General features: G+C 59.8%; 9 protein-coding genes. 2 read left to right on the top strand and 7 right to left on the bottom strand.

Going from position 1 to position 11,903, the window contains the following annotated elements; all coding sequences use genetic code 11:
- Positions 1 to 49: 49 nt before the first annotated feature.
- On the top strand, positions 50 to 1,222 hold the full coding sequence (locus DOLE_RS02085; protein ID WP_012173844.1) for a Fic family protein: 1,173 nt from the start codon (positions 50 to 52) through the stop codon (positions 1,220 to 1,222).
- A gap of 143 nt (positions 1,223 to 1,365) precedes the next feature.
- On the opposite strand, the gene DOLE_RS02080 is transcribed toward DOLE_RS02085, so the two are convergent.
- The 7 genes from DOLE_RS02080 to DOLE_RS02050 form a co-directional block, all read right to left on the bottom strand.
- Positions 1,366 to 2,961 carry a peptide chain release factor 3 gene (locus DOLE_RS02080; RefSeq protein WP_012173843.1) on the bottom strand — a complete coding sequence of 532 codons (1,596 nt, stop codon included), beginning with the start codon at positions 2,959 to 2,961 and terminating at the stop codon, positions 1,366 to 1,368.
- Positions 2,962 to 3,271: 310 nt separating this feature from the next.
- Complete coding sequence (locus tag DOLE_RS02075; protein WP_012173842.1) at positions 3,272 to 4,621, bottom strand: MATE family efflux transporter; 1,350 nt, start codon at positions 4,619 to 4,621, stop codon at positions 3,272 to 3,274.
- 352 nt (positions 4,622 to 4,973) lie between these two features.
- Positions 4,974 to 6,359 (bottom strand): magnesium transporter, encoded by a 1,386-nt coding sequence (gene mgtE, locus DOLE_RS02070; protein WP_012173841.1) that lies wholly within the window; start codon positions 6,357 to 6,359, stop codon positions 4,974 to 4,976.
- Between the two features lie 392 nt (positions 6,360 to 6,751).
- Positions 6,752 to 7,129 (bottom strand): type II toxin-antitoxin system VapC family toxin, encoded by a 378-nt coding sequence (locus DOLE_RS02065; protein ID WP_012173840.1) that lies wholly within the window; start codon positions 7,127 to 7,129, stop codon positions 6,752 to 6,754.
- A gap of 6 nt (positions 7,130 to 7,135) precedes the next feature.
- Positions 7,136 to 7,327, bottom strand: coding sequence for a type II toxin-antitoxin system VapB family antitoxin (locus DOLE_RS02060; protein ID WP_012173839.1), 192 nt, complete (start codon positions 7,325 to 7,327; stop codon positions 7,136 to 7,138).
- Between the two features lie 216 nt (positions 7,328 to 7,543).
- Positions 7,544 to 9,076 carry an ABC1 kinase family protein gene (locus DOLE_RS16945; RefSeq protein ID WP_083766500.1) on the bottom strand — a complete coding sequence of 511 codons (1,533 nt, stop codon included), beginning with the start codon at positions 9,074 to 9,076 and terminating at the stop codon, positions 7,544 to 7,546.
- Complete coding sequence (locus DOLE_RS02050; RefSeq protein WP_012173837.1) at positions 9,042 to 9,500, bottom strand: hypothetical protein; 459 nt, start codon at positions 9,498 to 9,500, stop codon at positions 9,042 to 9,044. Before DOLE_RS02050 ends, DOLE_RS16945 begins: the two co-directional genes overlap by 35 nt.
- 409 nt (positions 9,501 to 9,909) lie before the next feature.
- Between DOLE_RS02050 and DOLE_RS02045 the strand changes: the two genes are divergently transcribed.
- Positions 9,910 to 11,697: a YgiQ family radical SAM protein gene (locus tag DOLE_RS02045; RefSeq protein ID WP_012173836.1), complete on the top strand. Its 1,788-nt coding sequence runs from the start codon at positions 9,910 to 9,912 to the stop codon at positions 11,695 to 11,697.
- Positions 11,698 to 11,903 lie beyond the last annotated feature (206 nt).

Genomic DNA, 11,903 nt, shown 5'->3' with positions numbered 1-11,903 from the left:
TTAAAGGTAAAATAACGGCAGCGCTTATTTTAGGTTTAAGGCAGGCAGGATGAAGCGAGAACTCCAAGGCAGATACGTGACCATATCGACGGTAGGGGAGACGGCCAAGGCCTTTGTGCCTTCACCGCTGCCCCCGCGTCCGCCCATCAACTGGACGCTGGAGTTGCGCAGCAAGTTCGACAAGGCACTGCTGGCGCTCGGACGGCTGGACAGCGTCTCGACCCTGCTGCCGGACACCTCGCTGTTCCTCTACATGTACGTCCGCAAGGAAGCGGTGCTCTCCTCCATGATCGAGGGGACCCAGTCGTCCCTGTCCGACCTGCTGCTGTTCGAACTGGATCAGGCGCCCGGCGTGCCGCTGGATGACGTGCGGGAGGTCAGCAACTATGTCGCGGCCCTCGAACATGGGCTGCGCCTGCTGGAGGAAGGGCTGCCGCTGTCGCTGCGGCTGCTCCGCGAGATCCATGGCGTGCTGCTGACCAAGGGGCGGGGCAGTATGCAGGCCCCGGGTGAGTTCCGCCGCAGCCAGAACTGGATCGGCGGCACCCGGCCGGGCAACGCGGCCTTTGTTCCGCCTCCGGCCGAAGAGGTGCTGGAGTGCATGAGCAAGCTGGAGCTCTTCCTGCACGACCAGCCGGAGCCGACCCCGGTATTGCTCAAGGCGGCGCTGGCCCATGTGCAGTTCGAGACGATCCACCCGTTCCTTGATGGTAACGGCCGTCTGGGGCGTCTGCTGATCACGCTGCTGTTGTGTGAACAGAAGGTGCTGCGGGAGCCGATGCTCTACCTCAGCCTCTACTTCAAAACACACAGGCAGTATTACTACGAGCTGCTCAACAACGTGCGCCTGACCGGCGACTGGGAAGCATGGCTCGACTTTTTTGCCGAAGCAGTGGTCGTTACCGCTACCCAGGCGGTGGAAACCGCCCAGCAGCTTCTCGACCTGTCACGCCAGGACCGCGGCAAAATCAGGGACCTCGGCCGGGCGGCGGCCTCGACCCTGCAGGTTCATCGGGGGCTGATGGAGCATCCCATCGCCACTTCGGGCTCACTGGTGGAAAAAACCGGTCTCACCCCGGCCACGGTTAACAAGGCGCTCGGCCACCTGGAAAAGCTCGGCATCGTCAAAGAGCTGACCGCCCAGAAGCGTAACCGGTTGTTCAGCTATGCCGGCTATATCGAGATCATGAGTCGCGGCACGGAACTACCGGGTACGAATTGACCAGGCAGGGACCTGCCTTTTGCCTTTGTCACCAAAAGGTCAGGCGTTGCCTGACAAAGCGGACTGACTGCCAGGGGGCGCAAGTGGCTGACCGGGCCTGCCTTCGGGATCTGTTTTGTTTTTCGGCCGGGTTGGCCGCCGGGCTACTGGCACTCCCGGGTTTTTGAAAACCCGATGTCCGGCCACTTTTCCGCCATGTAGTTGAACTGCCATTCGTTCTGGGCCAGGTAGGTGAGGTTGCCCTCGGCGTCGCGGGCCAGGTTGGCCTGGCGGTCCTTTTCAAACAGCGACAGCAGCTTGCGGTCATCGCAGTGGACCCAGCGGGCCACGCTGTAATCCACCGGCTCGTAAACGGCATCCACCCCGTATTCGGCCTTGAGCCGGGCCATGGTCACCTCGAACTGCAAGACGCCCACGGCCCCCAGAATGATGGCGTTGTTCGCCAGGGGCCGGAACACCTGAATGGCCCCCTCCTCCACCAGCTGATCAATACCTTTCTGAAGCTGTTTTGCCTTTAAGGGCGACCGCAATATCACCCGGCGAAAAAGCTCGGGCGCGAAATTGGGGACCCCGGTAAAGGCCAGGGGCTCTTTTTCCGAAAAGGTGTCGCCGATGCGAATGGTGCCGTGGTTGTGAATGCCGATGATGTCGCCCGGCCATGCCTCTTCCACAAAGGCCCGGTCCTGGGCCATGAAGATGATGGGGTTGGCGATCTGAATCTCCTTGCCGATGCGGTGGTGGCGCACCCGCATGCCCCGCACAAACCGGCCCGAGCAGACCCGCAGAAAGGCGATCCGGTCCCGGTGGGCCGGGTCCATGTTGGCCTGAATTTTAAACACAAACCCGGAAAAGGCCGGCTCATCCGGTGTCACGGTGCGGGTAACGGCGGCCCGGGGCTGGGGGCCGGGGGCGATCTCCACAAAGGTGTCCAGAAGCTCGCGCACACCGAAGTTGTTGATGGCGCTGCCGAAAAAGACCGGGGTCTGGCCCCCTTTTAAAAAATAGTCCAGGTCAAAGGGGGTGGCCGCGCCTTCCAGCAGGGCCACGTCTTCGCGCAACTGGTCGGCCTGGCTGCCCAGGACCTGGTCCAGCAGGGGATCGTCCAGATTTTGAATGGTCACCGTATCGCCGGTCAGGCGCTCCTGGCCGGGGGTAAACAGGACCAGCTCGCCGCGATGAAGGTTGTAGGTTCCCTTGAACCGTTTGCCCATGCCGATGGGCCAGGAGAGGGGCGCGCACTCGATCTGGAGTTTGTCTTCGATATCGCCCAGAATATCGATGGGCGACAGGCCCTCCCGGTCCAGCTTGTTGACAAAGGTGAGAATGGGGGTGTTGCGCATCCGGCACACCTCCATCAGCTTGCGGGTCTGGGTCTCCACGCCCTTGACGCTGTCGATCACCATCACCGCGCTGTCCACGGCGGTGAGCACCCGGTAGGTGTCTTCGGAAAAGTCCTGGTGGCCGGGAGTGTCCAGCAGGTTGATCTCGTAGTCGCGGTAGTCGAACTTCATCACCGAGCTGGTCACTGAGATGCCGCGCTCCTGCTCAATGGCCATCCAGTCGCTGGTGGCGTGGCGGCCGGCCTTGCGGGCCTTGACCGCGCCGGCCATCTGAATGGCGCCGCCGAACAGCAGCAGCTTTTCGGTCAGGGTGGTTTTGCCGGCGTCGGGATGGCTGATAATGCCGAAGGTGCGGCGCCGGTTGATCTGCCGCTGAGAAATTTTATTTTCAGTTTTCATTTTTTAAACAGTCTCAAAAGTTATCGGGCCGGCGGGCATGATGCCCGTCGCTCCGGCCAAGTCAATGCGTTGTGCAAAAAAAAACAGTCTGGCAGACGGGGGTTTTCCCGGAACGCGAAAGCATCAGGGCGGCGTCAGGCAGGGGGGTGTCTCTGTTCGCACCGGTTCCGTGGCCCCTGCGAACGCAGACAGGCGCAAAACCGTGGGGCAGAATCGTAGAATGTCAAAACCGGTACTCATGGGTTGATGCTTATAAGCGGTTTATTGCAACATGTCAAATGGTTCCTGCGTTCCTTGTGGGCGGCGCACTTTAAACCGTCGGTACAACAGTCTCCCGCAGCACCCGGGCCTTTTGCCAGGCCCCGGACTGAAACCGCACCATCCAGATCACGGCCGTGGTGCCGATAAAAATCGTGGCCAGGGTCCATTCCGTGACCAGGCCGGGCATGGTCCGGTCCACCAGCCAGAGCAGCGCGAGAAACACGCCGGAAGAGGCGCAGTAGGCCCAGGCCAGCCACCGGGTGTCCCCGGCGGCGGCCAGCACCCACCCGATGATGATGTTGGCCGCGTCCAGAATGCAGTAAAGGGCCACGAATTTTAAAATCAGGATGCCGGCGGCCACGATTTGGGCGCTTTCCGGCCCGAAGCCGGCAAAAACCGACATCAGCGGGGCCGGGGCCAGGGCAAACAGCAGGGCCATGGCCAGCATCCACGCCTCACCCACGGCCAGGGACTGCCAGGCAATGGCCGGTACATCATGGTCTTTCCCGGCGCCCCGGGCCTGACCCACCAGGATGCCCGCGGCCTGGGCCAGGCCGATGGCCGGGAAAAAGGCCAGGCCGTTGATGCGGAAGGCGATGCTGGAGGCGGCCAGCTCTGCCACGCCCAGCCGGCCGATGATCACCAGAAACAGGGTCCAGGCCACCAGTTCGCCGCTGATCCTTAACCCCACGGGCACGGCCAGCAAGAGAAAATGGCGGAAGGCGGGCCATTCAAACCGGCGGGCCGCTGCCTCGCCGAACCCGCCGGCCCTTGCAAACAGGATCGTGAACAGGCTGGCGGAGATCATTTCCGCGGTCACGGTGCCGATGGCCGCGCCGGCAATACCCATTTGAGGCAGGCCACACCTGCCCAGCACCAGGGCCCAGGTCAGCACGGCATTGATGGTAAACGCAAAAAGCATGACCCAGGTGATGGCAAGGGTGCGGCCGATGCCGGAGAGCCAGCCGGCCAGTGCGCCGCCGGCCACCGGGAAAAAAGATCCGGCCATGCAGATCCAGAAATAGGTCATCTCATACCGGGCCACCAGTGGATCGTGGCCCATCAGCAGAAACAGCCGGGCCAGGGGCCAGGCAGCGATCAGTGCCGCCAGGCCGGAAAACAGGGCGGCATGAATGCCCATCCACGTGGATTTTTTAACGCCCATGCTGTCCCCGCGTCCGTGGCTGTGGGCCACAAAGGTGCCGGCATAGGCGGCGATGCCGTATAAAAAACCCTGGAACAGGATCACGGCCAGGCTGGAAGGTCCCATGGCCGCCACGGCCTCGGCCGAGTGCCACGACAGCACGATCGTATCAATGATCTGCATGGTCATGACGGCCGAGGATGAAAGAATCAGGGGGAAAGCCAGCCTGAGCAGGCGCGGGACGTGATTGAACATGATGGAGTGGGCCGGGCGGCATTAAACGCCCGCCCGGCACTGTCTTTTCAAATTATGGTTTATTTTACGGTTTGTTTTTTTATCTCGCAAAGGCGCAAAGGTTTATGTTTTCTGCCTTACACACAGTGTTCTTGCTTTTCTTTGCGTCCTTCGCGTCTTTGCGGGAAATTTAATTTTTCGAGGTTCCTTATATATGATGCCATCGTAAAAAGTCAGGAACAAGACGGCAAAGTAAAAAGTTCAAGTTCAAGGCGTCGCAAATCCCGAGGAATGAGGCGTACTTGTCGTACGCCGCAGTGACGAGGGGTGCAGCGCAACGCAGAAATTGGGCTTTTTACGAAGCCGTCTTATATCATATACCCAGCATCAGTTTGATGGTGGTGAAATAGATCAACAGGCCGGTGATGTCCACCATGGTGGTCAACGCCGGGCTGGCCACCACGGCCGGGTCTTTTTTCAGCAGGGCCGCGAACATGGGCAGAAATACACCGATCAAGGTGGCGGAAACCACCTGAAGGCCCAGGGCTGCGGAAATAGCAACGGCAATGGAGACCAGGGAGTAGCTCTCCGGCATGGTGGAGGCTTCGCCGAAAAACATCACACGGCCAAAGGCCACAAGCGCCAGCATCAGGGAGAGCCCCAATCCCACCTGGAACTCCTTGGCCAGGACCCGGAGAATATCTCTGGTCGAGATCTCTTTTAACGCCAGGGCCCGAATGATAAGGGCCGCGGCCTGGCTCCCGGTGTTGCCGCCGGTATCGGCCAGCATGGGCATGAAGGAGGCCAGAATGGCAAACTGAAGCAGCATGCCCTCATGGCTCTGAACGATAAAACCCGATACCATGCTCAGGCAGGCCAGCATCACGATCCAGGGGGACCGGTTTTTCAGGTGGGCCCAGGCCGAAGTTTTCATGTATACCCCGGCCTCATGGCTGCCGGCGATGGCCATGAGCTTTTCCATGTCCTCGGTCTGTTCCTGGGTGATGATGTCAAGGGCGTCGTCGTGGGTGATGATGCCCACCAGGGTGTCGCCGCCGTTGATCACGGGCAGGGCCAAAAGGTCGTATTTCTGAATTTTGCGGGCCGCGTCCTCCTGGTCCTCCTCCACCCGGGCAAAAATCACCTCAGGGTGCATGATGTCGCCCACTTTGGATTCCCGCCGGGCCACGATCAGGTCTTTTAAGGAGACAAAGCCCTGGAGCTTTCTTTTCTCATCCACCACGTACCCGTAATAGATGGTCTCCTTGTCCGGCGCCACCTTGCGCAGATGGTCGATGGCCTGGGAGGCGGTGAGATGGGGGGGCAGGGTCACGTAGTCTGATGTCATGACCGCGCCGGCCGTGCCCTCTTCATAGGCGGTCAAGCGGCGGATGTCCTCCCGCTCGGCCTGGGCCAGGGCCGGCAGCACCGACTCCTGCATCTCGTCGGGCAGTTCCTTGAACAGGTCGGCCCGGTCATCCGGGGGCATGTCGGCCAGCAGGCGGGCCACCTCCATGCGCCGCAGGGAACCGATAATCTCGATCTGGAGATCCTCGTCCATGTGGCTGAAGATGTCGGAGCGCAGGGGAAAATCGGCGTGGCGCAGCACCTCCCAGGCTTCCGTGCCCGGCAGGGCCGAGATCATTTCGGCCACAACAGCGGGATGGCCGGTCTTGCAAAAGGCTTGAAGTGCTTGCGCGTCCCCGGCCGCGATCAGTTCACGCAGTTCGGGGACAACAAGGGGATTTTTGACTGTCATGGTTCACCTCCATTATGGCCGCGGCAAAGGGCAGTCGCGGCCGTCGGTGAACCGGGGGGCTAGGCGCGAATGGGGCGCCGACCGGTCACGCGAATGGCCGCAAGGCCGAATCGCTGCGATCCAGGGTCGTCGGGATCGGGCAACGTCGACGGGCGGGCAATGGCCTGCCGACTGTGAGTTCCATCCGAGCCGTTCATCTAGATAGCCTCCTGTTACGTTGATAAAAAACCGGCGACAGGTGCCGGTAAATGGTGTCTGGTTTATAAAGGATGCGGTTGCAAAAGACAAGCTTTTTTTCCGGGCCGGGGCTCGTGGTTGCTGGCAAAACGCTTTGCAGAAGTGTAAAAGTCAGGATATTCCCGGACAGTTCCGGCTGATGGCACCGCTGGTTTTCATGACGGGTTTTTCGGGGAAGTGAATTTTATGCCAAGGATATCGGATGCCTGTGCCAGTTTTTTGTCAAAGGTCCAGAGGGGCACGCCGGTCAGCGCGGCGGATGCCAGAAGATGCATATCCACATACCCCAGCCCTTTTCCCATCAGGTGGTGGTTCTCAATAAACGCCAGCACCTCATGATGCTCGGCCTCGGTGCTCATCGGCAGCAATTGCAGGTGGGTCAGGATGACGGCCCGGTCCTTGAGATTGCCGCAGGCCAGCTCGCCCACAATCAGCGGGTGGCACATCACCCTTCCGTCATTGAGCAGGGCGGCAAGCCCGGGAGATCCATCCCTGAAATGGGCAACCCAGACCGATGTGTCCACAAGCACCATGTTCTGTTACGCCCCTTTTCTTCTGGGAACCGCTTCCAGCTGCTTCTGGGTGCCGCCAAGCCGTGCAAGCCGTTTGCCGCTTTCCCTGGCAATCAGGGCCTCCAGCCCCAGTTTTACAAGAGCGGTTTTTTCTTTTATACCGGTCATTTTAGACGCCTTATCGATCAGGCCGTCTTCGATATTCAGTGTTGTTCTCATGGCTTCACCCCTTATAATTATGATGCCTTAATATGCATTATTTATGCACATCTGTCAATTCATCCGGCCAGCGCCCTTTGTCCCGGTGTTGTTACCCGCTGCAAACGCGTTGTAAGGTTTTTGGATCAATCTTATTCTGGATTACCCGGTCAAGCCGGGTAATGACGGGCAGGGTGGTGATCGGCCCGTGGCAACCGCCGATGCACTCATAAACAGTTACAATTTGTTTTTGCCCATCTGATCCACCATGAGCATGAAAACATTGATATCCGGGTTGTAGCGCATCATGATGCCGCCCAGAGTCAGCAGGACCCGGCCCAGAAGGACAAAATGGCGGGGCACCCGAATGCCGGGATATTTTTTGATCAGCTCCAGCCCCCTGGTGAGTTTTTGCGTTGTGTCCACGTCGGCCAGGCTCTGGTCCGGGTCGAGCATCAGAAGCTCGATAAAGTCCGTTGCCATTTCCCGCAGGGGCGCCCCTGCCCCGGCGCCGGCGGAAAACCCCATGCTTTCAAACAGTCGGGCCATGCTCTCCGCGTCCCGGGACAGAATGGCGGAGATCATTTCCATATACAGGGCGTAGGTCCCGGCTGAAAAATGCTCCACGCAGCCGAAGTCTATAAGGCCCAGCCGGTCACCGGGCAGCACGAACATGTTACCCGGATGGGGGTCGGCATGAAAAAAACCGTGGGTCACGATCTGGCTGCAAAAACTTTCGGCGATCAGGGCCAGCAGCCGATTTCTTCGGTCAGGAGCGGCGGCTTCCAGAAAAGGAATCAGGTGCTCGCCTTCCAGTTTTTCCATGGTCAGAATGCGCTGGGTGGAAAGCCCGGGGTAGACTTTGGGGGCGACCACGCGCGGATCATCCACGGTCTGCCTGTTGAACCTGAGAATGTTGGCCAGCTCCTGGCGGTAGTCAAGCTCCTTTTTCACCGAGTCTGCCAGGGCCCGGCTGATTTCAGAAAGGCCCAGGGCCGGAAACAGGTCGTTGGTGAGGTCCGCGGCAATGGTAAAGGCGGTCAGATCGATTTCCGCCGTGTTCTCAATATCAGGCATCTGCACTTTGATCACCACACGGGTGCCGTCGTGCAGTTCGGCCGGGTGGACCTGGGCCAGGGAGGCCGCCGCGATGGGTTCAGGGTCGACCCGGGCAAACACCTGTTCCGCCGGCCGGCCGAATTCAGACTCGATCCGCCGGGCAATGGCTTTATAGGGGACAGGCGGCACCCGGTCCTGAAGACGGCCAAGGTATTCGATGTAGGCAGGGGGCAGGGCGTTTGTGTAGGTGGAGGCAAACTGGCCGATCTTGATCAGGCCGCCGCGCATCTCCACGCAAAGGTCATAAATCCGTCGGGCGTTTTTCTGATGCAGCGCTTCAAGGGCCTGCGCTGCCTCGGCATCGGATAAAAACCGGGATTTTACAGAATGGATACGATAGCTTGCCACGATGCGGACAAGATCGCTGAAAAGGCGGGTAAAGCGCGGGGCCGATCGAATGGCCGCGTTCACCGAGGCGGCGCGGTCCCATGCCCTGGCATACACGGCCTCGGCTTCACCGGCAACGGCAAACGAATCGCGAAGGATATCACCCACGAGTTTTTCCGTGTTTCCCAGAATGTTGAATACCAGCGCGCAGGAGCGGTTGACCACCCGGCCCGTTCGGGAGAAAAGCGTATCCCGGTATGCCGGGGATGAAGGGGGCAGGCCTTTGCGGTTATTCATTATTATCCGAACGGTTCTGGTCTTCATGGGTGATCTCCTTGAGGCAGGTTAAACAAAGGGCGGGACGCGGACCGGTGCCTTCGACAACCGCAATGGCGGCGCGGCTTCCCTTTTCCAGGATGGTGTTGCATTGCGAGCAGACCGCGTTGAGGTTCATAATGGCTTCCTGCCATGCCACCACGCGGCCCGATTCTGAAACCGGATCGGGCGCAACCGGGCCGGAGGGTCTGGTTCCGTCGACCGGCGACGCTGACCGCCTGCGCGCGGACCGGGAGATGTCGGCGCTGTCTGTGACGATGTTTTCCACCAGGTCAAAGGTGTTGGAAAGAATGTTGCGCACCAGGTTGGATACCGAGACCCCCAGGGACCCGGCCTCTTTTCGAATCTGCTCTTCCAGGTCCTGGCTGATGCGCGCGTGAAGTACCTTCTCTTTTTTCTTGTCTTCGGGCATATCGGCCTCCTTTGGGTGTGATACATTTGTATACAAAATGTATCACAATGTAATCAAAGTCAAGCCATATTTTCATTTTCACAAAAAAATTCGGCTGATGGCCAAAAGTTTTAGAAATGGCTTTTGGCTGCAAATCCGGATATAGTGGATTATCGGATGCTGATGTCAGTGGATATCGCAGTTTCGTGTAAACCCCGTCATTGCACGAAGCGATACCCCTCCGTCATTGCGAGGAGCAACGCGACGAAGCAATCTTAAGCGCACCTGTATGTTCAAGATTGCTTCGCCTTCGGCTCGCAATGACGTAAGTCGCGTCCAGGATTGCTTCGCCTTTGGCTCGCAATGATCTTCAACAATGAAAACTCTTTTTGCGTTGACATTGAAATAAACAATCCCTTCAGGAGTCATCATGTTTTTACCGGCAACACCGGAAGAGGTTCATGCCCTGGGATGGGAGGCGGTAGACGTTATCCTGGTCACCGGGGACGCCTATATTGACGCCCCGTCGGTGGGCGTGGCCGTGATCGGCCGGGTGCTGTCCGATGCCGGCTATCGGGTGGGGGTGATTGCCCAGCCCGACCTCTCTGGAGACGATATCGCCCGGCTGGGCGAGCCGGCCCTGTTCTGGGGGGTGACCGGCGGGTGCGTGGATTCCATGGTCTCCAATTACACGGCCACGGGGAAAAAACGGAAAAGCGACGACCTGACCCCGGGCGGGGTCAACAACCGGCGGCCGGACCGGGCCGTGATCGCCTACGCCAACCTGATCCGCCGCCACTTCAAGCAGACCCGGCCCATTGTGCTGGGCGGCATCGAGGCCAGCCTGCGGCGCATCTCCCATTATGACTGCTGGAGCGATTCGGTACGCCGGTCCGTGCTGTGCGACGCCAAGGCCGATTTTCTGGTCTTCGGCATGGGCGAACGCACCGTGGTGAAGCTGGCCCACGCGTTGAAAAACAACCTGCCCACAGCCGACATTCGGGGCCTCTGCTACATGTCCCGCGAAAAACCGGACACCTGCGTGGAACTGCCCGCCCATGAGGCGGTGGCCCAGGATAAAGAGCTGTTTGCCACAATGTATGCCGAGTTTTACAAACAGAGCCGCACGCCCCGGGGCAAACGGCTGTGCCAGCTTCAGGACACCCGCTACCTGGTGATCAACCCGCCCCCTCAGCCCCTTTCCACCGAGGAGCTGGACCATGTGTACGGGCTTGCGTATCAACGATCCGTGCACCCGACGGACAAGGCGGCAGGCGAAGTGCGGGCGATTGAAACCACACAGTTTTCCATTGTCACCCATCGCGGGTGCTTTGGCGAGTGCAGCTTCTGCGCCATTACGGTTCATGAAGGCCCGATTATCATGAGCCGAAGCGAGGCCTCCATTCTGCGGGAGGCCCGCCAGATGAGGGACCATCCGGATTTTAAGGGCACCATTTATAACGTGGGCGGGGCCACGGCCAACATGTACGGCGCCGGGTGCGGCCGCAAAAAAACCGGCGGGGTGTGTGCCGGCCGCCAGTGTCTCTGGCCGGAGATCTGCGACAACCTTGTGGTGGACCACCATCGGCAACGGCGGCTTTTAGAAAAGATCGGCAAGCTGGCCGGTGTGCGGCATGTGTTTGTGCAGTCCGGTATTCGTCACGACCTGGTGCTGCATGACGCCGGCGGCGGGCAGCGGTACCTGGAGGCCCTGCTGACCCGTCACATATCGGGCCAGATGAAGATCGCGCCGGAGCACTCGGAACCCCATGTGCTGCGGCTGATGGGCAAACCCGGCGCCGATGTGTGGACCCGGTTCGTGCGGGAGTTCAACACCACCAAAAAACGGCTGAGCAAGCGGGTATTTTTCACCTGCTATTTTATCGCGGCCTTTCCCGGATGCACCCTGGCCGACATGCGCCGCCTGGGCGCCATCGTCAAAAAAACCCTGGCCTTTACACCGGAGCAGGTCCAGATATTTACCCCGGCCCCTTCCACCCCGGCCACCGCCATGTACCACACGGAAAAGGATCAGAACGGCAATCCCGTGTTCGTGGAAAAAGACCCGGCAAAAAAAGAGGCACAGAAAAGGGTGCTTACCGAGGCGGCAAAGGAGGTGCCGCCAGTGCGGCCGACAGATCGCCGGCCATCCGGTCCAAAAAAGACTCGGCCGCGCAAAGGGCCTGCCAATCGGCCAGGTTCGACCAGAGGGCGGTAAGCACCGGCGCCCACCTGGATGTTTCCGCGCCCGGGGCTTTAAAGTCAATGGCCGGCGGCGCATACTCTTTTTGATTGAAAAAAAAGTTGGCCGGCCGGAACGTTTCCGGGTCGGCAAACGGCCATGTGTGCTTGATGGCCAGAAACCTTTGGACAACCGCCATTGCGGCGGGCCGTCCTTCAAGGTCTGTTGCGTCCACGGTCCGC

The sequence above is a fragment of the Desulfosudis oleivorans Hxd3 genome, assembly GCF_000018405.1.
GTDB lineage: Bacteria > Desulfobacterota > Desulfobacteria > Desulfobacterales > Desulfosudaceae > Desulfosudis > Desulfosudis oleivorans.
This window is presented reverse-complemented; position numbering and strand designations above follow the sequence as displayed.

Bases quoted from the DNA above. Each gene is read 5' to 3' on its own strand.
- DOLE_RS02085 (WP_012173844.1), top strand. From the start codon at position 50: ATGAAGCGAGAACTCCAAGGCAGATACGTGACCATATCGACGGTAGGG.
- DOLE_RS02080 (WP_012173843.1), bottom strand. From the start codon at position 2,961: ATGAAAACTGAAAATAAAATTTCTCAGCGGCAGATCAACCGGCGCCGC.
- DOLE_RS02075 (WP_012173842.1), bottom strand. From the start codon at position 4,621: ATGTTCAATCACGTCCCGCGCCTGCTCAGGCTGGCTTTCCCCCTGATT.
- mgtE (WP_012173841.1), bottom strand. From the start codon at position 6,359: ATGACAGTCAAAAATCCCCTTGTTGTCCCCGAACTGCGTGAACTGATC.
- DOLE_RS02065 (WP_012173840.1), bottom strand. From the start codon at position 7,129: ATGGTGCTTGTGGACACATCGGTCTGGGTTGCCCATTTCAGGGATGGA.
- DOLE_RS02060 (WP_012173839.1), bottom strand. From the start codon at position 7,327: ATGAGAACAACACTGAATATCGAAGACGGCCTGATCGATAAGGCGTCT.
- DOLE_RS16945 (WP_083766500.1), bottom strand. From the start codon at position 9,076: ATGAAGACCAGAACCGTTCGGATAATAATGAATAACCGCAAAGGCCTG.
- DOLE_RS02050 (WP_012173837.1), bottom strand. From the start codon at position 9,500: ATGCCCGAAGACAAGAAAAAAGAGAAGGTACTTCACGCGCGCATCAGC.
- DOLE_RS02045 (WP_012173836.1), top strand. From the start codon at position 9,910: ATGTTTTTACCGGCAACACCGGAAGAGGTTCATGCCCTGGGATGGGAG.